We start from the raw sequence: 24,646 nt of genomic DNA, 5'->3' as shown, positions 1-24,646 counted from the left end.
TGCATGGTCGCAGCTGCCCAGAGGGTTACATCTCGGGGAAGGTCAGATTACTGCCCGGTGCTTCACGATGCAGATGGATAAAGTTCAGGTGACGCTCATAGTGATCGAGAATATCGATAATCACCTGCTCCTTGTTGTAGTCCATCAAATCGTTGCCCTGGCTTCCTTCCAGTAAAAAGGTCTCCAGCCGGTAGTAGTGCGATTTACCGCTGCGGGCGCGGTAGGTAAAGCCGGGAATTGAATATTGCTGTGGCCAGACCTGATACATAAAGCTCTGCTCTTCACCCAGATCAACGCGCAGCTCAAGGTGCCCCAGCGCCTGCCCCTCTTCAGCCGGCATTTTCTCCAGCATTACGTGCGCCCCGCGCAGCTCCAGCTCTTTCGCCACATCTTCCATCGCCGGATAGATAACCGTTTCCATCATCCGCTGCGTGTAGCGCGTACCCGGATAGTTCATCAGGCGTGACAGCCGCTTCTTCCAGCTCAGGCGATCGCTGCTTGAGGGAATATAGGGCGCGGTTTCACGCACGGCACTGGCGCGGCGATGATCTTCTACCTTCAGCGATTTCCACAGGCCGGCCATCACAAAGAAGATCACAAAGCTAAACGGCAGCCCCATGATGACCGTGGTGTTCTGCAGTGCAGAAATCCCGTTGGTCATCAGCATGCCCATGGTCAGCACCCCAATCGCAATTGACCAGAAGATGCGCAGCCAGTTAGGCGCATCGCTGTTGATATCCTTGAGCTTTGAAGTGAAATTGCCCAGTACCAGTGAACCGGAATCCGCTGAGGTAACGTAGAACAGCATCCCGGTAATGGTGGCAACGGACGCGCTGAGTTTAAACGCCGGATATTGCGCCAGCAGACTGTAGAAACCGCGTTCGGCATGCGCCATCACTTCCTGCGCAAAGCCGGCATCGCCGTGAATAATTTCATACAGCGAGGCGTTACCGAATACAGAGAGCCACAGCAGCGTAAACGTAAAGGGAATGATCAGCGTGCCGAGCACAAACTGGCGAATGGTGCGGCCGCGTGAGATACGCGCCAGGAACAGGCCAACAAACGGCGACCAGGCGACCCACCATGCCCAGAAAAACAGCGTCCAGCTGTTCATCCACTGGGTCGGACGATCGAACGCAAAGGTATTCAGCGTCATCCCCATAAAGCGGTTGATATAGTCGCCAACGTTCAGCACCAGCGCGTTCAGCAGGAAGTCTGTTTTGCCCATAAACAGCACAAACAGGATCAAGCCGAGCGCCAGCGCCACGTTCAGCTCAGACAGAATCCGGATACCTTTGTCGACGCCCGATGTGACGGAGATCGTCGCAATGATCACCGACAGGACAATCAGCGCCATCTGCGCGGTCAGTCCTTCAGGGACGTCAAACAGCACCTTCAGGCCATAGTTCAGCTGCACTACCCCGATACCCAGCGTGGTAGCGATACCAAAAATGGTGCCGACTACCGCAGCGATATCCACGGTATGGCCAATCGGTCCATTGATGCGTTTACCAAAGATCGGATAGAGCGCTGAGCGAATGGTGAGCGGCAGATTATAGCGGTAGCTGAAGTAACCGAGCGCGATCCCCATCAATGCGTACATTGACCAGCCGGTCAGCCCGTAGTGAAACAGCGTCCAGACCATCGCCTGACGCGCCGCTTCCATGGTTTGTCCGGCCCCCTCCGGCGGCTGCATATATTGCGACACCGGCTCTGCAACGGAGAAAAACATCAAATCGATTCCGATACCGGCGGCAAACAGCATCGCCGACCAGCTCAGCAGGCTGAACTCCGGTTTGGATTGCTCCGGCCCGAGCTTAATCGCGCCATAGCGCGAGCAGGCCATATAGACCACAAAAACGATATAGAGCGTGGCGGCCAGCATGTAATACCAGCCAAACGTGGTTGAGACCCAGTTTACCGCTGTCTGGATCCAGGCGCCCGCAAGGTCGCTATAGAGAATGGTGACAAGTGAAAATGTCAGAATCAGTCCGGCCGAGGTGAAGAACACCACGGGATTAATTCTGTCCTTTTCACTGGCAGGTGGATTAATCATCGATAACCTCTGGTTAATTTCCTGTAACTACTCAATAAATTGATGCGATCAGTGTGGCTGATCTTGTTGTTGTACTCCCTGCTTTACCTCCGTTAGTTGGGCACGGTGATAAATCGCTACCAAGCGTAGCTCACCGTTTGGCTTTTGTAACAAACGAAGCACACCATCCTAACAACTTTCTTTTTTATATTGAACGTGCAATCAAAAAAAGTTTTAATAGGGGTCTCGATTTGAGGTGGAGCGGTAGTGATGCCAAAGGTAGGAATGCAGCCGATACGTCGCCGGCAACTGATTGATGCGACGCTTGATACCATCAACGACGTAGGGATTAACTACGCCACCATCGCGCAAATTGCCCGACGGGCTGGCGTCTCTACCGGCATCATCAGTCACTATTTCAAAGATAAAAATGGCCTGCTCGAAGCCACCATGCGTGATGTCACGCGCCAGCTGCGCGAAGCCGTTTCCATGCGGCTTAAACCGCTGGCAGACGCCAGCACCGAAGCGCGCCTGCTGGCCATTGTGGAAGGTAACTTTGATGATACCCAGCTGCACAGTGCCGCCATGAAAGCGTGGCTCGACTTCTGGGCAAGCAGCATGCATCAGCCGCAGCTGGGCCGGTTAGAGCGGGTCAGCAGTCGCCGCCTGTTCTCCAGCCTGGCTGCAGAGTTTCGCCGGGAAATGCCGCGCGAGCAGGCCCGACTGGCAGCTTACGGTTTGGCTTCTATGATTGATGGCTTGTGGCTGCGTGCCGCATTGAGTGGCAAGCCCTTTGATTTAGCGATTGCCAGAACGCTTACCACCCAATTTATTCGTCAGCAACTGGCTGACTCACCGAATCACTGAGGAAGGAGAAACCATGTCCCGATTCACCGAACAGCACCTCTACATTGATGGCAAATTTGTCCCCTCTGCAGCAGGTAACACCTTCCAGAGTATCAACCCTGCTAATGGCGATGTGCTGGCAGAAGTCCATGAAGCTGAGCGTGCGGATGTCGATCGCGCCGTTGAAGCCGCGAAAAAAGGCCAGAAAATCTGGGCTGCGATGACGGCGATGGAGCGCTCGCGCATCTTACGGCGTGCGGTGGAGATCCTGCGTGAACGTAATGACGAACTGGCGGAACTCGAAACGCTGGACACCGGTAAACCGTTCAGCGAAACCCAGGCGGTAGATATTGTCACCGGTGCTGATGTACTGGAGTACTATGCCGGGCTGATCCCTTCACTGGAAGGCCAGCAGATCCCGCTGCGCGACACCTCTTTTGTCTATACCCGCCGCGAACCGCTCGGCGTGGTGGCCGGGATCGGCGCGTGGAACTATCCCATCCAGATTGCGCTGTGGAAATCGGCACCGGCACTGGCTGCGGGTAACGCCATGATTTTCAAACCCAGTGAAGTCACTCCGCTGACCGCGCTGAAGCTGGCTGAGATCTACACCGCGGCCGGCGTGCCGGATGGTGTTTTCAACGTGCTGAACGGACGCGGTGCGGTGACCGGTCAGCTGCTGACCGATCATCCTGGTATCGACAAAGTTTCCTTCACCGGCGGCGTGGCCAGCGGTAAGAAAGTGATGGCAAACGCTGCCGGCTCGACACTGAAAGATGTCACGATGGAGCTGGGCGGTAAATCTCCGCTGATTATCTTTGATGATGCCGATCTCGACCTCGCTGCTGACATCGCCATGATGGCAAACTTCTACAGCTCCGGTCAGGTCTGCACCAACGGCACCCGCGTCTTTATTCCTGCAGCGGTAAAAGCGGAATTCGAGGCCAAAATCAGCGAACGCGTGGCGCGTATCAAAGCGGGCGACCTCGCCGATCCGGCCACGAACTTTGGTCCGCTGGTGAGCTTTGCCCATCGCGACAACGTAATGCGCTATATCGAATCGGGCATCAGCGAAGGGGCTACGCTGCTGTGCGGCGGTAAGCGCATGAGCGGCGCTGAATTTGATCAGGGCGCGTGGGTTGAACCAACCGTCTTTACCGACTGCCGCGACGAAATGACCATCGTACAGGAAGAGATTTTTGGCCCGGTAATGTCCATTCTCACCTATGAGAGCGAAGAAGAGGTCGTGCGTCGCGCTAATGCCACCGAATATGGTCTGGCCGCGGGCGTGGTCACGCAGGATCTTAACCGCGCGCACCGCGTTATTCACCAGATTGAAGCCGGTATTTGCTGGATCAACACCTGGGGTGAATCCGCCGCTGAAATGCCGGTAGGCGGCTATAAGCACTCCGGCATCGGCCGTGAAAACGGCGTGATGACGCTGCAGAATTACACCCAGGTTAAATCGGTGCAGATCGAAATGACCCGTTTTCAGTCAGTATTTTAATTGAGCTTACCTGAGGAGCGACTAATGGAATTTGATTACGTCATTATCGGAGCCGGATCCGCAGGAAACGTACTGGCTACCCGTCTGACCGAAGATAGCAATGTCAACGTACTGCTGCTGGAGGCGGGTGGTCCCGATTACCGCTTTGACTTCCGCACTCAGATGCCTGCGGCCCTGGCTTACCCGCTGCAGGGTAAGCGCTACAACTGGGCGTATGAGACCGAGCCGGAACCTTATATGAATAACCGCCGCATGGAGTGCGGGCGCGGTAAAGGGCTGGGTGGCTCTTCGCTGATCAACGGCATGTGCTATATCCGCGGCAATGCGATGGATCTCGACAACTGGGCCAAAGCGCCCGGTCTTGAGCAGTGGAGCTATCTCGACTGCCTGCCCTACTATCGCAAGTCAGAAACGCGTGATATCGGCGCAAATGACTATCACGGCGGCGAAGGTCCGGTCAGCATCACCACCTGTAAGCCGGATAACAACGTCCTGTTTGCGGCAATGATTGAAGCAGGCGTGCAGGCGGGTTATCCGCGCACCGACGATCTGAACGGCTATCAGCAGGAAGGCTTTGGCCCGATGGATCGCTTTGTTACGCCAAAAGGCCGCCGTTCCAGCACGGCACGCGGCTATCTTGATACCGCGAAGAAACGTCCGAACCTGAAGATCATTACCCATGCGACCACCGATCGCATTCTGTTTGACGGCAAGCGCGCGACCGGCGTTGAATACCTTGAGGGCGGCAGTAACACCCCGAAAACGGTCTATGCGCGACGTGAAGTACTGCTGTGCGCTGGCGCCATCGCCTCGCCGCAGATCCTGCAGCGTTCAGGCGTCGGTCCGGCAGAGCTGTTGCAGCAGTTTGATATTCCGGTCGTGCACGACCTGCCCGGCGTGGGTGAGAATCTGCAGGACCACCTGGAGATGTATCTGCAGTATGAGTGCAAAGAGCCGGTCTCTCTTTATCCGGCGCTGAAGTGGTGGAACCAGCCGAAAATCGGCGCCGAATGGCTGTTCAACGGTACCGGCGTCGGCGCCAGCAACCAGTTTGAAGGCGGCGGCTTTATTCGCAGCCGGGAAGAGTTCGACTGGCCTAACATCCAGTATCACTTCCTGCCGGTTGCCATTAACTACAACGGCTCTAACGCGGTTGAAGCGCACGGCTTCCAGTGCCATGTTGGCTCTATGCGCTCGCCAAGCCGGGGTCACGTGCGGATCAAATCACGCGATCCGCGCCGCCATCCGGCCATTCTGTTCAACTACATGTCGCATGAACAGGACTGGCATGAGTTCCGCGATGCGATTCGCATTACGCGTCAAATCATCAACCAGCCGGCGCTGGATAAATATCGCGGTCGCGAAATCAGTCCGGGAATCGACTGCCAGACCGATGAGCAGCTGGATGAGTTTGTGCGTAACCACGGTGAAACCGCTTACCACCCTTGCGGCACCTGTAAAATGGGCAGCGATGAGATGGCCGTGGTCGATGGTGAAGGTCGCGTGCATGGCCTGCAGGGGCTGCGCGTGGTCGATGCCTCCATCATGCCGCTGATCATTACCGGCAACCTGAATGCGACAACCATTATGATTGGCGAGAAGATTGCGGATAACATTCGCGGTCGCGATCCGCTGCCACGCAGCACTGCCGACTACTATGTTGCCGGCGAGCGCCCGGTGCGCGGTGAGCCTGTACGGGCATAACCTCTCTGCAGGGCAGCGCAATGCTGCCCTGCTTCATACCGTCTTATCCTCGCTGTGAAACATGCCACGACGAATGCCCGATCGGACCAGCCGACACTGAAGCTGAATGAGTTAGTTGATCAACTAACAGTATGTTGTAATTATGATAGTGTGGCAGCTTCATTTTCCGCGCCTGCTGCTGCCAGAAAATGCTGCAGAATGGCATTCCGGCGCTCTCCCTGCCGGGTCACAATCGCGATTTGGCTGCCGAAGCGCAGCCGCGAAGGCGCAATTGCACGCATCTGCTGCAGCTCACACCAGCGTGCCGCATAGTGATCGGGCAGAAAGCCGATATAGCGTCCGGTTAAGATCAGAAAAGCGATACCTTCCCGGTCAGAGGCTGTGGCCGTACAGTTAAGTGACCGATGCAGGGCAGCGGCTTCCGCGCTCAGACGGTAGCCAGGCGCTATCGCTTCATAGCGATGCAGCACCGCTGGATCCGCCTCATGCGCCTGGCTGAAAAGCGGGTGCGTACTGCTGCAGTAAAGACAGGAGATCTCTTCATAGAGCGGCGTATAGACCAGGCCCGACACCGGCGCGGTATAGGGCAGCGCGCCCACGTGCAGACGTCCGTCAAGCAAACCCTGCTCAATATCAGCGGCCGTAAGCATACTGATATTAATGCGGACTTCCGCACCCTTTTCGCGTAACGCTTCCAGCGCCTGCGTAATCTGCATACGCGGCTGCGTCACCAGATTATTGATAATGCCGATATTAAGTTCACCGCGCAGCTGTTTATGCATCTGATTTATTTGCTGGCGAAAATCCTCAACCGCCGCCATCAGGCTGGCGCTGTGGCGCAGGATCTCGCGCCCCTCATCCGTCAGGGCAAATCCCGCCCTTCCGCGCTGACAGAGCCGCATCCCGAGACGCTTCTCCAGATCGCTCATATGCAGGCTGATCGCCGAACGGGTAATGCCCAGCCTGCTCTCGGCAGCCGTAAAGCTGCCGCATTCGCTAACGACTTTAAACAGCCGCAGCAGACGCAGATCGAAATCGGTAACCTGCGCCAGGGTTTTAGGTTTCATTCAGGTGAGTTTTCCGCTGACTAAACTTAAGTTAATTAGCATTTAACTTAACCGATGCCTGATTGCAAACTCTGGCTATACACTCTGGAGAACCCGCCATGTCCGAACGCATAGATACCGCTTCCCTGAACCTGCAGTCGCACTGGATGCCCTCCAGCGCCAATCGTAATTTCCAGCGCGATCCGCGCTTTATCGTGGCAGCGGAGGGACGCTGGCTTACCGATGATCAAGGGCGACACATTTATGACAGTCTGTCAGGGCTGTGGACCTGTGGCGCTGGCCACACGCGCAGTGAGATCCAGCAGGCGGTAAGCCGGCAGCTCGGCGTGCTTGATTACTCCCCCGGCTTTCAGTATGGCCATCCGCTCTCGTTTCAGCTGGCAGAACGTATCACGCAGTACATGCCGGGCGATCTCAACCATATCTTTTTCACCGGCTCCGGTTCTGAAGCGGCAGACACCGCGGTAAAAATGGCGCGCGGCTACTGGCGCGCCAAAGGCCAGCCGGCCAAAACCAAACTGATCGGTCGCGCCCGCGGTTATCACGGTGTGAACATCGCCGGCACCAGCCTCGGCGGCATTGGCGGCAACCGCAAAATGTTTGGTCAGTTTATGGATGTGGATCACCTGCCGCATACGCTGCAAAGCGACCTCGCCTTCACGCCGGGTCAGGCTGAAACCGGCGGCGAGGCGCTGGCCAATGAGATGCTGAAACTGATTGAGCTGCACGATGCGTCAAACATCGCCGCGCTGATTGTTGAGCCGCTTTCCGGCTCCGCCGGAGCCATCATTCCGCCACGGGGTTATCTGCAGCGCCTGCGTGAGATCTGCACGCAGCACAACATCCTGCTGATTTTTGATGAGGTGATCACCGGCTTTGGCCGCATGGGACGCTGGACCGGCGCAGAGTACTTTGGCGTGACGCCGGATCTGCTTAACTTTGCCAAGCAGATCACCAACGGCGCCATCCCGCTGGGGGGCGTGGCCGCCAGCAGCGAAATCTATCACGCCTATATGTCACAGCCGCTGCCAGAGCATGCGGTGGAGTTTGCGCATGGCTATACCTATTCCGCCCATCCGGTCGCCTGCGCAGCGGCTATCGCCACGCTTGACCTGCTGGAAAAGGAGTCGCTGATAGCGCAGTCGGCTGAGCTGGCACCGCTGTTTGAACAGCAGCTCCACGCGCTGCGCGGTTGTCCGCACGTGGTGGATATTCGCAACTGCGGGCTGGTCGGGGCGATTCAGCTGGCGCCGCGTGAAGGTGATGCCACGCTGCGCCCTTTTGAAGCGGGCATGCTGTTATGGAAGGCGGGATTCTATGTTCGCTTTGGCGGCGACACGCTGCAGTTTGGTCCGATGTTTTCTGCTCAGCCTGACGAACTTGACAGGCTGTTTAATGCGGTAAGCGATGCGCTGTATCGCCTTGCTTAAGCGATTACGCCAGCGCTTTCGCCTGCTGCAGACGGTAATAGAGCAGCGACAGTAATATCAGCAGGCAGCCGAGCATCTGCCGGGCCGACATCGCTTCGCCATACCAGAGGGCCGCCGCCAGCACCGTCAGCAGCGGTTCCAGGATCATGATCAGTGCGGCATTTGCCGCGCTGGTCATGCTCTGTCCTTTCAGCTGCAGCCAGAAGCGCAGGCTGGTCGCCAGCAGCGCGCTGGCCGCCAGCCAGCTCCAGGAAGCCAGCGTGATCTCCTGCGGCCAGCTTTCAGAGAGCAGCGACAGCACGCCTGCTACCGCGCCGGTGCAGGCGAGCTGTACCGTGGCCAGCGGACAGACAGGGACCGTCGCGGCAAAGCGGGTGGTGAAACAGAAGTAGACTGCCTGAACCAGCGCGGCGCCGAGGAACAGGAGCTGGCTCAGTTCAAAATGGAGATCCTGCCTGAGCGTCAGCAGCGCCAGCCCCGCGATGCCCACCGGCAGGGAGAGCCAGAACGCACGCGCTGGCCGGCTGCGCAGAATAACCCAGGCAAAAAGCGGCACAAACAGCATTGAGAGGCTCATAATAAAAGCCCCCTCACCCAGCGAGCGCGTGGTGGCGACGGCATAAATCCACAGCAGCATATAAGCAGACTGCAGCAGCCCGCTCATCAGAACCGGCCTGATATTCCGCAGCGTATGGCGCAGCTCGGCGGCACGGCACAGCAGCAGCAGTACCACGCTGGCCGAAAGAAAGCGCAGCGCAACAAAGGCCAGCGCGGGCATACCAGCTATCGCTTCGCGTGAGCAGATCCAGCCAAATGCCGCGATGAGCGTGGTGCTCACCAGCAGGGCATCCGCCTGACGTTGTCTGGCTATCATTTATCTCTCCGCAGCGTGCGTAGTTGCCATCAGCTCTGGGCGCTCACCAGCCGGACGGCAAAACCAAAGAACAGCATACCGGTCAGCATGTTGGCAAATTTAACCAGCCGCGTGCGGCTGCGCAGGAAGCGGACCATCACCGCGCCCGCCACCAGCAGCACGGAGTAGTAGCTGAAGCTGATAAGCTGAATCAGCGCACCCAGCGTGGCGAACGCCGGCGCGGTATGAGTGACTTTGGGGTCGATAAACTGAATAAAGAAAGAGACGTAGAACAGGATAGCTTTAGGGTTAGTCACCCCCAGCAGTACCGCACGCAGAAAGTAGTTTTCTGCTTTGACCGGCTCAGCAGGCTGCGCATCCGCGCGCTGGCGCAGTGCGCCCATGATGATTTTGATACCCAGATAAAGTAAAAACATCGCGCCCAGATAGCGCACCATCATAAAAATGTGCGGGCTGGTGCGGATCAGCGTAGCAACCCCCGCCCAGGCAAGAAAAATCAGGATCAGATCGCCTGCCATGACGCCCGCAATCGCTTTAGACGCAGCTTTCATGCCGCGGCCCATGCCGGTGCGTAAAACATAGAGGCTGTTCGGGCCGGGTAACAGAATAATCACCAGCGCACCTGCCAGAAACGTCCATAAATCGATAATGCCTAAATCTTGCAACATCAGTGCCATAGCTCCATTCGCCGCGCGTTATTCGCACGGCGTAATCATAATATTTATACCGGGTTAACCAGACGACAGCGCGCCGCTGCCGCGCGCTATGTTAGCAGGTATCCCGCATAAATCGCACCTCTGTTGCGTGCGGTTGCCGTGCATGAGAAGGTCGCAGACAGCAGCACGTTCGTTGCTAAAGCGGGAAGCAGACCGGGGCATCCCTGCCCGGTTATTACACTTTGCTTTCAGGCAGTACGGTCAATACCGGCTGATGCCTGCGATGAAACAGCGGATAGGCGATGCTGGTTACAACCAGACTGATAATCCATGAGATATCCACGCCCGGGATCAGTTTTGCATAGGGACCGGAGAAAAACGCATTTTCGATGAAAGGAACCTGCACCAGGATCCCGGCAAAATAGACCAGCAGCGCCTGTGTATTAAGCCGCCCATAGCGTCCTCCGTCCGCCTGAAATATGGCTGCCACGTCGTAGTGCTGTTTATTGACGTAGTAGAAGTCGAGCAGGTTGATCACAATCCACGGGATCAGTACGGCGATCAGCGCCAGAATCAGGTTGATAAAAAATGCGACAAAGTTCTGCGACGCCGCCAGCGCAATCAAAATGCTGCCTGTCAATACCAGAGCGGACACCACCAGCCGCACCGCCGCCCCCGGCGTCCAGTGCGGACGGAAGGTCTGCACGGCCGTTATCAGCGATAACACCGCCCCGTACAGGTTCATGGAGTTATGACAAATGATATTCACCAGAAACAGGATCATCAGCAGCGGTCCCAGCCAGCCGGTGGCATGACGCACCGCCATCATGGCGTCATCCGCCGGAGCAATACTGACGGCCATCATGCCAAAGACAAACGCCAGGATAGTTCCGCCGCAGGCGCCGAGGTAAGTCGCCCAGAAAGGACGGGCGATCCCCACATCCGCAGGCAGATAGCGCGAATAATCTGAGGTATAAGGTGAAAAGCTGATTTGCCACACCGCACCAATGCAAAAGGTCCCGAACCAGCCTGCCGCGCTCAGCGATCCGCGCTGCCAGAAGTCTGCCGGTAGTGGCTGCGATAGCATCAGCGTCAGTCCCAGCAGCAGGGCCGCGCCCATGATCCATGCGCCAATTTTATTGATCCGGTGAATAAAGCGGTAACCTATCACGCCGATCGCTGTTGCCAGCACGGCGCCTAAAATCGTTGCGCTCGCCACCGGCAGCGCCGGAATGACATTGTTAATTACCCGGCCCGAAAGCGAGATATTGGAGATAAAGAACCCCAGATAGATCACGGTAGTAAAACTGATTACCAGCAGCGAACCATAGCGCCCGAACTGCGCGCGGCTCTGTACCATCTGCGGAATGCCGGTTTTCGGCCCCTGCGCTGAGGTCAGCGCAAGAAAGATGCCACCAAAGAGATGGCCGGCGATAATCGCAGAGAGCGCGGAAATTACATTAAGGTGAAACGTTTCGGTTGCGATCGCCCCGCTGACCACCGCCAGCGGAGCAATATTGGTACAGAACCAGAGCGTGAACAGGCTGTGCGATTTGCCGTGCCGCTCAGACACCGGCACATAATCCACCGACTTGTTCTCGATAAACGGCCCCTGACGTGATGATTTTTCCACCTTACCCTCCAGTTGAGATGCAGAATTATTATGTGTTGCAGATACATCACTGGCGTTGTCATGCCATAGCCATCCCGACGATGTGCGTCTCGTCTTCTCGCAGGAGAAACTGCTGGCGGTAAGACTCCTGATACTTAGCGATCCGGCGGGCGAGGATGTGAATGGCCAGCGCCGGAAAGGGAATTAACGCATGATAAATGGGTCGTCGATGGGCTCATCGCTGGTGCGCAGCCATACCGTTTTGGTTGTGGTGTACTCCAGCGCGGCGTCAGTGCCGCCCTCGCGCCCGAATCCTGATTTGCCATAGCCCCCAAAGGGTGCCAGCGGTGAGACCGCCCGATAGGTGTTCAGCCAGACCACACCGCTGCGCAGCTGGCGCGTGATGCGATGCGCGCGCGTCAGATTTTGCGTAAAGACGCCGGCGGCAAGACCATATTCGGTGCCGTTAGCCAGCCGCAGCGCGTCCGCTTCCCCGCTGAAAGTCAGCACCGAAAGCACCGGACCAAACAGCTCCTGCACGACACTCTCTGCTGCCGGTACGCTGCTGCAATCAAGAATAGTAGGCGGATAATAGAAGCCAGGCTTGTGAACAGGCTCATGCCCGATAATCAGCTTAGCGCCCTGCTCCAGCGTGCGGCTGACGACCTGTTCAATGTTCTGTTTCTGGCGCAGCGTGCAGAGCGGGCCAAACTGCGTTTCAGGCTGCTGCGGACAGCCGATCACAATGCTGCGCACTTTACTCACCAGCCTCTCAATAAACGCCTCTTTAATACTGGCTTCTACCAGCAGGCGCGAGCCTGCAACGCAGCTCTGACCCGAGGCTGAGAAGATCGCAGCCACCTGAGCGTTCGCCGCACTCTCCAGATCGGCATCGGCAAAAACAATAAACGGTGACTTGCCCCCCAGCTCCAGTGAGGTGCTGGCGAGATTCTCCGCGCTGCCGCGTATAATATGGCGTGCGGTTTCTGCGCCGCCGGTAAAAGCGATATGATCGATAAGCGGGTGTGCGGTGAGCCGTGCACCGCACTGCTCAGCAAAGCCGGTGATGACGTTAATCACGCCGGGCGGAAAACCCGCTTCATCAATCAGTTCTGCCAGCGCCAGAAGGGGAGCCGGAGCCACCTCTGCTGCCTTCACTACCAGCGTACAGCCAGCGGCGATCGCCGGGCCGATTTTAACCGCTGACAGAAACAGCTGGCTGTTCCAGGGGATGATTGCCGCCACCACGCCCACCGGCTCACGTCTGACCCACGTTTCCATATCGGGCTTATCGATACTTAACGTGGCCCCCTCCATTTTGTCGGCCATGCCCGCGTAATAGCGGTAATACTCCGCCACATAGGCGATCTGCGCCTGCGTCTCGCGAATAATTTTGCCGGTATCCAGCGTTTCAATGCGTGCCAGCCGCGCCGCATCCCGCTCAATCAGATCGGCCAGCCGCAGCAGCAGTTTACCGCGCGCGCTGGCGGTAAGCGCGCGCCATGCCTCTGACGTAAACGCGCGGGCAGCCGCCTCCACCGCGCGGTCAGTCTCCTGCTGTTCTGCGCCAGCGATAGTTGCCCAGGGCTCTGCGGTCGCCGGATTCAGGGATGTGAACGAGGCTGCGCCGGTTACAAACTGCCCGTCAATATAGAGTTTAAACGCGTCCATCTCTCTCTCCGCTTAGTGGAATTCCGGAACGACCTGCTCAATAAAGCGCATCAGCGAAGCTTTTTTGCGCTCAAAGGTCATACCGCTGTCGAGCCATAGCGCATATTCGTCATAGCCCAGTGCTTCATAGTTTTTCAGCCGGGCGATCACTTCGTCCGCCGTACCGATAGCCAGGTTCTGGCGCATTTTTTCCGCGCTGTAATAGGTGTTAGCGGCAATCTCTTCATCACTGAGTGGCGCAATAAGCCCCTGCGTCACCGGACGCTCGTTTTTAAACCAGGCGCCAAAGTAGTGGTAGAAGCGGTTCAGCTCCTGCGCTGCCTGCTGTGCATCCGCTTCATCCGCCGCCAAGAAACCGTGCTGCAGCAGCATAATTTTTAGCGGCTGCTCCGGAGCGTATTCCCGGCACGCCTCTTTAAACGTGGTAATCAGGCGCACAATCTCCTCGTCTCCCTGATGCAGCGGCGTGCACTGCACGTTACAACCCTGCTTAACGGCAAACTCATGGCTGTTGGGATCGCGGGCAGCCACCCAGATGGGGGGATGCGGCTGCTGTTTGGGTAACGGCGAGGACGTAGTGGACGGGAACTGCCAGAACTCGCCCTGATGAGCATAATCACCGCGCCAGAGCGCTTTTACTGCCGGCACCAGCTCCCGCATGCGCTGACCGGCTCCCCAGGCATCAAGGCCCGGCAGCAGACGCTCATACTCAAACGCATAGGCGCCGCGCGCAATACCCAGCTCCAGCCGTCCGTTAGTGATGATATCGGTCATTGCCGCCTCACCGGCAAGGCGAATCGGATGGGTAAACGGCGCAATAATGGTGCCGGTACCGAGGCGCACATGTCGGGTGCGGTGCGCAATATCCACCAGATTGATGAAAGGGTTCGGTGCAATGGTGAAGTTCATACCGTGATGCTCACCGGTCCAGATCGCATGCAGCCCGCCGCGATCGGCGATTTCGCACAGCGTCATCATCTCTTCGTAGAGCTTATCCTGTGCATCATCAGCCGAAACGCGCTCCATATGCAGAAACAGAGAAAGCTTCATACCACCTCCTGATGGGCTGGCACAGAGAACTGGCGCACCGAACCTTGCGCTTCATCGCCGTAATAGAGGCCATAATTACCCGCCGCATATTCACGCATGTAGCGTCCCAGCAGCGCCTGCAGCGCACCGTTAGCCACCGGTACTGCAGCCAGATCCTGCAGATCGCGCCACTCTCCCTGGTCAACTGCGGGTAGCGTACCGCCGGTGGGCTGAGCGCATAAAAAGACAATATGCTGCTGCTTTTTCTGCCGATCCTCCCACATGGAGTAGATAAAGCCCGGACTGGCGGCAATCTGCAGCGTGCTGAATACCTGCGTCAGCGTTTCATCGACGCTGCGGCCGCGCATGGTTTGTGCCGGTAGCTCATACCCCTCTGACTGCCTGACCAGCAGCACCTTACCGGCGGACTCGATAAGCGCACTGACCACAACATCCGGCCCGCTAATCAGCGACTCTGCCTGCTGATAAGGGGTAAAATAGGCGCCGCGATAGTAGCCCAGACCCGCCGTGCCGCTGGAAGCGAACTGCAGCACGTTACCAATCAGAATTGCGTGGTCGCCCGCGTCAATCACCTGATGCAGCGAACACTCAAACCAGGCCGAACTCTCATCAATCAGCGGCGTGCCCTGCTCTCCGCGATGCCAGCTGACGCGCGCAAACCGGTCGGCAATTTTCTGCGCAAACACGTTTGACGTCTCTTTCTGCTGTTCTGCCAGAATATTGACGGCAAAATGGCGGCACTGCGTAAAATGTTCAAAGTTAGCCGAACGTTTGTCGATGCTGACCAGCAGCAGCGCCGGGTCGAGTGATACCGATGAAAAAGAGTTTGCGGTGAAACCAATCGGCTCACCTTTAGCATCCCGGGTCGTGACCACGGTTACGCCCGTCATAAAGGCGCCAAAGGCGTCGCGCAACTCTCTGCGTTTATCTGCGTCCATAAGTTACTCCTGAATAGGCTCTTGTGACGTGACGGGGGCTGCAACCGGCTCAAGGAAAGAGAGCATCTCTTGCGTGACCCGTTCAGCATCGGTCAGATTCAACATGTGTCTGGCGTTATCGATAACCACCGCCTCACCGTAAGGTGCTGCGCCGGCCATCTGGCGTGTCATTTCCGGACTGGAGTTGGCATCCAGTTCGCCCGTCATGACCAGCACCGGACAGCGCATCTCTGCCCAGCGATCGGCATACAGCGAGTCGCCTTCAGCAAACGCCTGATAGGCGCGCGCATAGCCTGCCGGGCTGACCTGCTGCAGCCACTCGCCGACTTTGTGACGCAGCGGCTGCTCCTCCGGGGTGGCGCTGAACCAGCGCTCCAGTGGCGCATCCAGCTGGACATCACCGCTTGCCAGCTCGTGAGCGCGCTGCAGGACCGCAGCGCGGGCCGCAGCTGAGCGCCTGAAGACGCCGCTCATGACGATGGCGCGGCTGACAGAGTGCGGATAATCAATTGCCAGTCCGGCGGTGATCAGGGCACCCATTGAGTGCCCGGCAACCGCAAAACGCTGCTCTGGCTGAGTGGCGAGAAAGGCTGCCAGCCAGGAAACGTAGTCGGTCAGCGTCGCGTGATGCCCGAAGCCTGTGCTGTCGCCATGCCCGGGCATATCCACTGCGATAACCCGAAAATGGCGGCTCAGTACCGCTATCTGGGGAAACCAGGCTTCCGCATTCATGCCCACGCCGTGAATCAGCACCAGCGGAGTGCCGGCTCCCGCTTCGAGATAGCTGACCTGTGCTGACGCCTCAGACAGCGGCTGGATTTTTCTGATCATGGCCAAGCTCTTTAAGATCAAGATAACGGTTACCGATGCGATGATGCGGGCGGCCGCCCAGCGCAGCGCCCAGCGCAATCACGATCTCGTCGCTGAACGGGGCATCATTGATGGTGAACTGCATGGTCAGATAATGTTCGCGCGAGCCCTCATCTTCTGTTCCCATCATCGGGACGAGAATCGGGGTGTTGGCCGGGCCGCGCGTATTGTTGAATGCCAGATAGGTTTTGCCCTGCACCGCAGAACGGTAGTGATTACCAAAATGCAGCGTATGAATCAGCGCTGAGGCATGCTCCAGCTCGCCGTTCAGTCCGGTAACGGCACATTTGCCATAGGCGACCACACGATCGCCGCCCCCCGCTTCTTTAACGATTAATCCGGTCAGCAATTCGCCTAATACCGGCGCCATCTCACGGATTTCTGGTGCCAGATCTTCAACAAAGCCTCTGCCAGCCCACGGATTTTTGACCACGGCTGCAGCGGCAATCATCACCAGCGGCGTGCCCGCCGCTTTGCCGCCATCGGTATACACGGTTTCAGTGGTGACGACGGTTTTACGAATATCCGGATGCATGTAAACCCCTTTCAAGTTAACGGTTTGTTAATTGCTACTGATGAAAGGGGTATAGCATCGCCACTTTTGGGATGTCAAAACATGGTATACCATCATACAGTCATACCTTAATTGCCTGCTTTTTATGCGCCAGGATGCGCCAGACGCGGTCCTGGGCCATTTTTAGCGGGCTGCCAGTGCAGGTTTTAGCGGGTAGAAAATCAGCTATCGGAGTGTGACTGGCATCATAAAAGTGATGCAGGCCAGCGCAGCGGAAAAAAATCATGTGATTGATAAATATGCATTATTTTTAAAGCCCGCGCGGGAAAAGGGAATACTTCAGCGATAAGTGATAAAAATGTGAGCAATAACAAATTCCGGGTATGGCGGCGTCAGACGAAATCACAGCGCCGCTGAGGGCTTTATGACCTCAGACTCTGTTGCAGCCACGTCCGCGACGTTGCGTTAACTGCCGGAACAGTGCTAATAGTAAAAAAGAGCGCGCGCAGGGGGCTTCGCGCAACGGTTCTTAACGCGGGACAATAGGGAAGATCATGATTGCGATTCACTCCTTAAGGATTGAAAACACGCCGGTGACACTGCGGGAACTGGCGCTGGTCAAAGTAAGACAGGCAATCATCTCAGGCTATTTTAAAGCGGGCGATCGTCTGGTTGAACGCTCATTGTGTGATGAGCTGGGCGTCAGTCGTACCGTGGTGCGGGAAGTGATCCGTTATCTTGAAGCGGAAGGACTGATCGAAAACCTGCCTAAAAAAGGGCCTATTGTGGCGCGGCTCACCTGGGAGATTGCGCAGCAGATCTACAGCATACGTCAGCTGCTTGAATCTGCAGCTGCAGAAGATTGCGCCCGCAAAGCCACAACGGAAGATAAGCAGAAGCTGCACACCCGGCTGATGCGAATTGCCAGAGCATCTGAACATCATGACGATATTGAACGGGTTGAAGCGTCTCAGGCGTTTTATGAAACGCTGTTTTCGATTGCGGAGCATCATATCGCCTGGGAAATCGTGCAGCGGCTCAACAGCCGTATCAGCCGGCTGCGCGCCATGACGCTGCGCAGCCCTGAACGCCAGGTTGCCGGATTTGAACGTATGTCGCGTATCTGTGCAGCAGTTGAAGCCAGCGATCCGCAGCAGGCCAGAGAAGCGGTGATACAGCATCTGACGGAAGCTGCGCAGCTGGCAAAAACGATTCTGACAACGGAGGAGTAACCATGACCGCTTACTGGATAGCACACGTGACGGTGCATGATGCTGAGCGCTATCAGCGTTACCGGGATCTTGCACCGGCGGCCTTTAATAAATATCAGGCAACATTTCTCGCGCGGAGCGAGCAGGCGCTGACGCTGGAAGGCGAGAGCTATGGCCGGCATGTGTTAATCGCGTTTCCCGATTATCAGACGGCCGTGGCGTGTTACCACTCACCCGAATATCAGCAGGCGCGTGCTGCGCGTGCTGATATTGCTGACGCAACGATTGTCATTACCGAAGGATTAGCCTGAACCGGCCCGGCTGCATAAATTACTTATCTGTTCAGCAAAATTAACTCATCGAACAAAATTCGTACGTTCGCTGAAACGTTGCTATTATAGTGACGCTAAACAGCAATGCGTTGCTGACGAGAAAGTTTACCGGTTATCGTTCGCCTGCCCGCCTCGCGGGCTTTTTTTTGTCTGCAATTCAGACTTTGCCGGTCAGACGCGGGCGTTCCGGGCGAAATCCCAGTCCGATAAGACGCCCAAACAGGTGACGCAGGAACGGGTAGCGGCTGATGAACTGCGGCACTTTTGACGGCGCGCTGCGCGTGCGTTTTTTACTGCTCATCTTTATCTGCAGAAACTGCGTGGCAACCGTCGGAAACTGACGCCGCCGCTGGACTTTCTGTAGCGTTTTCAGGCTCACCCTGCCCCTGAGCAGTGAAGGCGTGAGCAGATTAGCGGTGGCCACCGCATCCTGGATAGCCAGATTCACCCCTACGCCACCGATGGGCGACATCGCATGCGCCGCATCTCCGATGCAAAGTACCCCTGCCCGGCACCAGCTGTCGAGCCGATCGATCCGGATCGACAGCAGGCGGAACATTTCCCAGTGCGTCAGCACCTGAAGCCGCGCTTCGCTAAAGGGGGCCACCTCAGCAAGCCGCGTAATAAATGCAGCGACATCGCCCGTTTTGAGCCGCTCAAACTCACCTTTTTCGATGGTATAGCCGCACTGCCAGTAGTCACCGCGATCGATCACAATAAAATTCTGCTTCGGTCCTTTATGGCCCATGCCGAGCGCCGGATCGTCGGGAAGCTTAGGGAGTGAAAACCACAGCACGTCACGCGGTGCGCCAAAACTCTGGCTGGTCAATCCGGCTTTAGCGCGTACCTGTGAGTGACGGCCATCAGCCCCGATCACAAGCGGTGCGTGAATAGTCTCTCCCTGTAACGTCGTCAGGCCGGTAACCCGGTCGCCCTCTCTGATAAAGTCAGCAAAGCCGGTCTCCTGCAGCAGCGTAAAATTGTCATACGCGCGGGCTTTGCGCGCCAGAAAATCAAGAAAATCCCACTGCGGCATAAAGGCGATAAAACGGCAGCGCACCGGCAGGCGGGAAAAGTCCGCCATGGTGATCTCTTCCCCACCTACTTCCGCCTGCAGCTTTTCAGCCCGCTGATGCGGCAGCGTTAACAGCTCATCCAGCAGACCAAGCTGGTGCATCACTTCCAGCGTTGAAGGATGAATAGTGTCACCGCGAAAATCACGCAAAAAGTCAGCATGTTTTTCAATCACAATCACATTTACGCCGGCACGCGCCAGCAGGTATCCCAGCATCAATCCGGCCGGACCGCCGCCTGCAATACAGCAGTCAGTATGGAGAGTTTTACCGTTGTGCATTCTGTCAGTTCCGCATCAATTTACTGATAATAATTATCATTTATATAGCATGTTATAGCGGTAAGGCGAGAATCCGATGCGCTTATATGCCCGTTTAGCAATCGCAGCGCTGCAATATTCTGTAAACATTAAAATAACCTGTTTTAAATAGTTTCCTTGCGGACCCGGCAGCTTATTCCAGGCTTATGAGATAATTTTTTACGCGAGATAAGCAGCCATGAAAGAGCAGAATCGGGATGTCGGCATTAAACCTTATGGCGGCTCAGCCGGCGGCTGGGGTGCACTGAAAGCGGTAGCAGATGCCATTCGCCGTCAGATGGCGGTGAAACAGGATGTGATTGCGTTATTTAAGGTCAATCAGCCGGAGGGATTTGACTGTCCGGGCTGCGCCTGGCCCGATCCGCGTCACGCCTCGTCGTTTGAGTTTTGTGAAAATGGTGCCAAAGCTGTCTCCTGGGAAGCGACCAGCAAACGCACCACGCCCGCCTTTTTCGCCGCGCACACCGTCAGCGAACTCTGGCAGCGCAGCGCGTTTGAACTGGAAGGTGAAGGCCGGCTCACGCATCCGATGAAATATGATGCCGTCAGCGATACTTATCAGCCCATTGAGTGGGAGACCGCGCTGCAGGAGATTGGCGCGCTGCTGCGCGGTTATGACGATCCCGATAGCGTGGAATTTTATACTTCCGGACGCGCTTCCAATGAAGCGGCCTTTCTCTGGCAGCTCTTTGCCCGCGAATATGGCACCAACAATTTTCCCGACTGCTCCAATATGTGCCATGAGCCCACCAGCGTAGGCCTGCCTGAATCCATCGGCGTCGGCAAAGGCACGGTAGAGCTGGAGGATTTCGATCACGCCGATCTGGTGATCTGTATTGGTCACAACCCTGGCACCAACCATCCGCGTATGCTGGGGACGCTGCGGGAGGTCTCTAAGCGTGGTGCAAAAATTGTGGCCATTAACCCGCTGCGCGAGCGCGGGCTGGAGCGTTTTACCTCTCCGCAAAGCCCGATTGAAATGCTCTCGATGGGGTCCACGCAGCTGGCCTCAACCTACTATAAAGTGCGCGTTGGCGGCGATGCGGCCATGCTCAAAGGGGTGATGAAAACGCTGCTGGCTATGCATGATAACGCGCTTGAAGCCGGCGAGCCGCCGGTTCTGGATGAGACGTTTATCCGTGAACATACTGAAGGCTTCGCGGCGCTGAAAGCGGATCTGGATGACACCAGCTGGGATCATATTCTGAAAGTCTCCGGCATGGATATCGCCGAAATCCAGAATATTGCCCACCTCTACGCCGCCGCGGAAAACACCATTATCTGCTACGGAATGGGCATCACCCAGCATCAGTACGGCACGCAAAATGTGCAGCAGATTGCGAACCTGCTACTGCTGCGCGGCAATATTGGCCGGCGCGGCGCAGGCATCTGCCCGCTGCGCGGACACTCCAACGTACAGGGCGATCGCACCGTGGGCATTACAGAGATCCCCTCGCAGACGCTGCTGGACAGTCTGCAGAAGGTCTTTGGCTTCACGCCCCCGCAGCAGCACGGGCACGGCGCGGTGGCGGCGATTCAGGCGATTCGTGACGGACGCTCAAAGGCGCTGCTTTGCCTGGGCGGCAACCTTGCTGAAGCGATCTCCGATCCGCAAATCACCTTTGAAGCGATGCGCAAGCTCGATCTGGTGGTGCATATGGCGACGAAGCTCAACCGCTCTCATCTGTTGATGGCTAAACATAGTTACCTGCTGCCTGTGCTGGGCCGCACGGAGCGGGATCGCCAGGCGTCGGGCGACCAGAGCGTCACCGTGGAAGATTCGATGTCGATGGTGCACGCCTCGCGCGGCACGCTGGAGCCTGCCTCGCCGCATCTAAAATCGGAACCGGCGCTGGTAGCAGGGCTGGCAAAAGCGACGCTGCCGGCTTCCCGCGTAAACTGGGATAAAATGGTCAGCGACTACAGTAACATTCGTGATGCGATTGAGGCCGTCTTCCCCGCTTTTGAGAACTTTAACCAGCGCGTAATGCAGCCTGGCGGTTTCCGCCTGTACAACGCGGCTTCTGAACGTGTCTGGCTGACGCCGTCGAAGCGCGCGCAGTTTAAAGTGATGCAGGGCATCAATGAGGATCCGCGCTCGCTACAGTGTCACGATCTGGTGCTGACCACGCTGCGCAGTCACGATCAATACAACACGACGCTTTACGGGCTGAACGATCGTTATCGCGGCATTACCGGCCGGCGCGACGTACTCTTTATTTCTGCCGATGAAGCGGAGAGCCGGCAGCTGCGCTCCGGCGATACGGTCAATATGACCGCGCTCGATCCGCAGGGCAACCGCACGCAGCGCCGTATGGAGAACCTGACCCTCGTGATTTATGACATGGCGCCCGGTTCGGTAGCCGCTTACTATCCGGAAGCGAATATCATGGTGCCGCTCGACAGCCACGATACGCAAAGCGGTATTCCCGCGTATAAAAGTATTCCGGTGGTGATTGAGCCTTCCGGTGCCGCGCAGGCTGATAGCAGCGGCGTGCTGCGTTAAGTGCAGGGCTCCGGATACCCATTCATGCTGTCCGGAGCCGCGCTTTAGTGGCGAATCGCGCAGCCACATTGCGACATTTCGCCCGGGATATATTTTCCCTGATGGGAATGCCGCACTTCCAGTGCACCCTGCTGCCAGACGCTGCTGTCAGCACGCTGCTCCAGTAACCGGTTCAGCGTTTCTGCGATCTGTAACTCGCTGCGCGGTGCCCAGCGGGTAAGATGCCAGGTGGATGTCGCCGCTTCGGGCACGCTGCCATACCCCGTTACCGCCACGTGCGCACCCTGACCAAAATCACGCACGGCCTGTAGCGCGCCAAACGCCAGCTCATCGCTGCTGCACACCAGCGCGTTAATACGTTCAGCGGCACGGGTTTTCTTCAGGTAGGTCATCATACTTTGATACGCCGCTTCGCGCCGCTCACTGCCGGCCGTCAGTAAGAGCTGTATCTCTCTCTCGTGCGTCTGCAAAGCGGCATTCACGCCTGCCAGCTGCTGGCTTATAGCCGGCGTTTCGCCGGCGTGCATAAAGCCTGTCCGCTGATGCCCCTGCGAAAGCAGCAGCAGGGCGAGCGCTTCGCCGGCGCTATAGCGATCGCTGGCCAGCGCATCAGCATGAAACTGCGCGACCGCAGGCAGGATCTCTGTGGCCAGAGTCTGCTCATCATCACAGACAGATGAGAGGAACAGCAGATGCGTAACGGGCAGCGCGGCGGCATTATGCAGCGCCTGCTGCAGCTCCTCGCGTGACTGCGCGTGAATCAATAGGCTGACCATGCCGCGTTTGTTGAGCTGAGCGCTGAATACGCTGAGCTGACGCGCGGTTGCCGCATTTTCAGGCGCGCGACAGATCAGCGCGACAAGTGAAGAGGAAGCTGACATCAAAGAGGCTCCTGCCAGTCCGGGCTGGCCTGATGAATAAAACGGTGAGTATTCCACGTTACCCGAATAATGCGCTATCGCCAACAACCGGCGGTACGCTCTGATTAAGACCGGTGCACCGGACGGCTTTCAGCCGCGCCTTAACGATCACTTTGAGCCGGCAACTGTTACACTGTTGCCACTTATCTTCTGTTTGCGGAACCCTTATGCACGTGATTATCGATCCGGCCGATCGGCCTTTTATCCACCGACTGCTGGGCAGTGAACCTGACACCATCGACGCCAGCTCTGCTGAAGCGCAGCGCCTGCAGCAGGCTCTGGTTATCGCTCGTCAGCAGAAAAACCACGAAGCCGATCTCGACTGGAAACGTAACGCGCTCTATCTGGTGCTGTTTCTGTTTTTATATGGCGTACTCGGCGCGTCGTTAACCCTGGATCTCACCGGTCTGGCACAGGATTCGCTGCATAAAAGTATCGCTTATGCTCTGGCGGCAGTACCGGTGCTGATCGCTTTCTCAGGCCTGTTTATCTCACTGCTGTTTCTGTTTGTGACACGCGGCAGCGCGCGTCGTCTGCGCAGCTGGGACCAGGGCATCTGGGTACTTGAGAAATACACAGGGTGCAACCTCAGTATGCAGATCAACGAAATGGGCGCGCGCACGACCAATTATTCACAGTCCGCTATCAGCGTAGCGCTGGCGCTGTTTATCTGTGTCACCTGGGTAGTGATGTATAACTTCTTTACCTTTACCACCAGCGGCGTTATTGGCAGCGTTATCTCTCTGTTTATCACCACCATGACTTACGTCATGCTCGATATTCAGCTGCTGAAGTCCGGTAAGTCGATTGCCATTGATGAACCTCAGTTCCCGGCGGACGACGAGAAAACGCCATAGTCCTTGCAGGCAAAGGCGCGGGCGGAACGCATCTGCCCGCGCCCGCCACGCCTCGTCAATCCTTAACTATACTCAGCATGGGATTTTTACGATGTTGTGTAAGGAGAGACAATGAAGATTTGGCCTCTGGTTGCTGTCACCGCGCTTTCACTGACGCTGGTGGCCTGCAAATCGCCTACCCCGCCCAAAGGTGTTAAGCCGGTTACCGGTTTTGATGCACAGCGCTATCTGGGCAAGTGGTATGAAATTGCGCGTCTCGATCATCGCTTTGAGCGTGGTAAAGATCACGTGACCGCCACGTATAAAAAGCGCAGCGATGGCGGACTGGTTGTTATCAATCGCGGTTACGATCCGGAGAAGAAATCCTGGAGTGAAAGCGAGGGTAAAGCCTATTTCACCGGACGCTCTGACGTTGCGGCGCTGAAGGTTTCGTTCTTCGGGCCTTTTTACGGCGGCTACAACGTTATCGCGCTGGATGAAGATTATCAGTATGCGCTGGTCAGCGGCCCGAATCGCAGCTACTTGTGGATACTGTCGCGCCAGCCGCAGATCCCGGAGCAGGTCAAACGGGACTACGTTAATCTCGCCAGAGAGCTGGGCTTTGCCACCGATAAACTCATCTGGGTCGATCAATCCTGACAAACACGTTTCAC

Annotated in this window: 21 protein-coding genes; 9 read left to right on the top strand and 12 right to left on the bottom strand. The window is 56.9% G+C overall.

The window, feature by feature from the left end; translation table 11 throughout:
- Positions 1-25: 25 nt before the first annotated feature.
- Positions 26-2,056 (bottom strand): choline transporter, encoded by a 2,031-nt coding sequence (locus B4M48_RS03935; protein ID WP_040113536.1) that lies wholly within the window; start codon positions 2,054-2,056, stop codon positions 26-28.
- A 249-nt stretch (positions 2,057-2,305) separates the two neighbouring features.
- On the opposite strand from B4M48_RS03935, the gene betI reads away from it, so the two are divergent.
- From betI to betA, 3 genes are read left to right on the top strand one after another with little or no spacing between them, the layout of a single operon-like run.
- Entirely contained in the window at positions 2,306-2,902 is a 597-nt protein-coding gene (gene betI, locus B4M48_RS03930; protein WP_040113539.1) for a transcriptional regulator BetI, read from the top strand.
- Between the two features lie 13 nt (positions 2,903-2,915).
- Positions 2,916-4,388 carry a betaine-aldehyde dehydrogenase gene (gene betB, locus B4M48_RS03925; RefSeq protein WP_071668368.1) on the top strand — a complete coding sequence of 491 codons (1,473 nt, stop codon included), beginning with the start codon at positions 2,916-2,918 and terminating at the stop codon, positions 4,386-4,388.
- A 24-nt stretch (positions 4,389-4,412) separates the two neighbouring features.
- Positions 4,413-6,092, top strand: a complete 1,680-nt coding sequence (gene betA, locus B4M48_RS03920; protein ID WP_071668369.1) for a choline dehydrogenase — start codon at positions 4,413-4,415, stop codon at positions 6,090-6,092.
- 140 nt (positions 6,093-6,232) lie between these two features.
- Here betA and B4M48_RS03915 read toward each other — a convergent pair whose 3' ends face one another.
- Positions 6,233-7,159 (bottom strand): LysR family transcriptional regulator, encoded by a 927-nt coding sequence (locus B4M48_RS03915; RefSeq protein ID WP_040113544.1) that lies wholly within the window; start codon positions 7,157-7,159, stop codon positions 6,233-6,235.
- A gap of 98 nt (positions 7,160-7,257) precedes the next feature.
- Between B4M48_RS03915 and B4M48_RS03910 the strand changes: the two genes are divergently transcribed.
- Positions 7,258-8,589 (top strand): aspartate aminotransferase family protein, encoded by a 1,332-nt coding sequence (locus tag B4M48_RS03910; RefSeq protein WP_040113546.1) that lies wholly within the window; start codon positions 7,258-7,260, stop codon positions 8,587-8,589.
- 4 nt (positions 8,590-8,593) lie between these two features.
- Here B4M48_RS03910 and B4M48_RS03905 read toward each other — a convergent pair whose 3' ends face one another.
- The 8 genes from B4M48_RS03905 to B4M48_RS03870 form a co-directional block, all read right to left on the bottom strand.
- The gene (locus B4M48_RS03905) at positions 8,594-9,460 is read right to left on the bottom strand and encodes a DMT family transporter (protein WP_071668429.1); all 867 of its coding nucleotides are present in this window, start codon (positions 9,458-9,460) and stop codon (positions 8,594-8,596) included.
- 32 nt (positions 9,461-9,492) lie between these two features.
- Positions 9,493-10,131, bottom strand: a complete 639-nt coding sequence (leuE, locus tag B4M48_RS03900; RefSeq protein WP_040113891.1) for a leucine efflux protein LeuE — start codon at positions 10,129-10,131, stop codon at positions 9,493-9,495.
- 223 nt (positions 10,132-10,354) lie between these two features.
- A complete protein-coding gene (locus B4M48_RS03895) occupies positions 10,355-11,752 on the bottom strand; it encodes a purine-cytosine permease family protein (RefSeq protein ID WP_071668371.1) in 1,398 nt (465 codons plus the stop codon).
- A gap of 183 nt (positions 11,753-11,935) precedes the next feature.
- Positions 11,936-13,402, bottom strand: coding sequence for an aldehyde dehydrogenase (locus B4M48_RS03890; protein ID WP_040113550.1), 1,467 nt, complete (start codon positions 13,400-13,402; stop codon positions 11,936-11,938).
- A gap of 12 nt (positions 13,403-13,414) precedes the next feature.
- Positions 13,415-14,452, bottom strand: a complete 1,038-nt coding sequence (locus B4M48_RS03885; protein WP_283341039.1) for an LLM class flavin-dependent oxidoreductase — start codon at positions 14,450-14,452, stop codon at positions 13,415-13,417.
- Positions 14,449-15,390 carry a flavin reductase family protein gene (locus B4M48_RS03880; protein WP_040113554.1) on the bottom strand — a complete coding sequence of 314 codons (942 nt, stop codon included), beginning with the start codon at positions 15,388-15,390 and terminating at the stop codon, positions 14,449-14,451. The genes B4M48_RS03885 and B4M48_RS03880 overlap by 4 nt, the downstream gene beginning before the upstream one ends.
- Positions 15,391-15,393: 3 nt before the next feature.
- Positions 15,394-16,221 carry an alpha/beta fold hydrolase gene (locus B4M48_RS03875; protein WP_094111821.1) on the bottom strand — a complete coding sequence of 276 codons (828 nt, stop codon included), beginning with the start codon at positions 16,219-16,221 and terminating at the stop codon, positions 15,394-15,396.
- On the bottom strand, positions 16,193-16,795 hold the full coding sequence (locus B4M48_RS03870; protein ID WP_040113559.1) for an amino acid synthesis family protein: 603 nt from the start codon (positions 16,793-16,795) through the stop codon (positions 16,193-16,195). Before B4M48_RS03870 ends, B4M48_RS03875 begins: the two co-directional genes overlap by 29 nt.
- A gap of 533 nt (positions 16,796-17,328) precedes the next feature.
- Here B4M48_RS03870 and B4M48_RS03865 point away from each other — a divergent pair.
- Both B4M48_RS03865 and B4M48_RS03860 read left to right on the top strand, forming a co-directional pair.
- The gene (locus B4M48_RS03865) at positions 17,329-18,006 is read left to right on the top strand and encodes a GntR family transcriptional regulator (RefSeq protein WP_040113561.1); all 678 of its coding nucleotides are present in this window, start codon (positions 17,329-17,331) and stop codon (positions 18,004-18,006) included.
- A gap of 2 nt (positions 18,007-18,008) precedes the next feature.
- The gene (locus B4M48_RS03860) at positions 18,009-18,296 is read left to right on the top strand and encodes a DUF1330 domain-containing protein (RefSeq protein WP_040113562.1); all 288 of its coding nucleotides are present in this window, start codon (positions 18,009-18,011) and stop codon (positions 18,294-18,296) included.
- Positions 18,297-18,474: 178 nt separating this feature from the next.
- Here B4M48_RS03860 and B4M48_RS03855 read toward each other — a convergent pair whose 3' ends face one another.
- Positions 18,475-19,671, bottom strand: a complete 1,197-nt coding sequence (locus B4M48_RS03855) for an FAD-dependent oxidoreductase (protein WP_250341422.1) — start codon at positions 19,669-19,671, stop codon at positions 18,475-18,477.
- Positions 19,672-19,888: 217 nt separating this feature from the next.
- Between B4M48_RS03855 and B4M48_RS03850 the strand changes: the two genes are divergently transcribed.
- Positions 19,889-22,216 carry an FdhF/YdeP family oxidoreductase gene (locus B4M48_RS03850; RefSeq protein WP_040113566.1) on the top strand — a complete coding sequence of 776 codons (2,328 nt, stop codon included), beginning with the start codon at positions 19,889-19,891 and terminating at the stop codon, positions 22,214-22,216.
- Between the two features lie 44 nt (positions 22,217-22,260).
- On the opposite strand, the gene B4M48_RS03845 is transcribed toward B4M48_RS03850, so the two are convergent.
- Complete coding sequence (locus B4M48_RS03845) at positions 22,261-23,097, bottom strand: substrate-binding domain-containing protein (protein WP_040113568.1); 837 nt, start codon at positions 23,095-23,097, stop codon at positions 22,261-22,263.
- Positions 23,098-23,303: 206 nt separating this feature from the next.
- Between B4M48_RS03845 and B4M48_RS03840 the strand changes: the two genes are divergently transcribed.
- A complete protein-coding gene (locus tag B4M48_RS03840; protein WP_040113570.1) occupies positions 23,304-23,993 on the top strand; it encodes a hypothetical protein in 690 nt (229 codons plus the stop codon).
- A gap of 111 nt (positions 23,994-24,104) precedes the next feature.
- A complete protein-coding gene (gene blc / locus B4M48_RS03835; protein WP_040113572.1) occupies positions 24,105-24,632 on the top strand; it encodes an outer membrane lipoprotein Blc in 528 nt (175 codons plus the stop codon).
- Positions 24,633-24,646 lie beyond the last annotated feature (14 nt).

Origin of the sequence: Pantoea sp. UBA6567 (assembly GCF_002434165.1) — a bacterium.
Classification (GTDB): Bacteria; Pseudomonadota; Gammaproteobacteria; order Enterobacterales; family Enterobacteriaceae; genus Pantoea; species Pantoea eucrina.
Note: the sequence above shows the minus strand (reverse complement) of the source record. Positions and strands in the feature narration are given on the sequence as shown.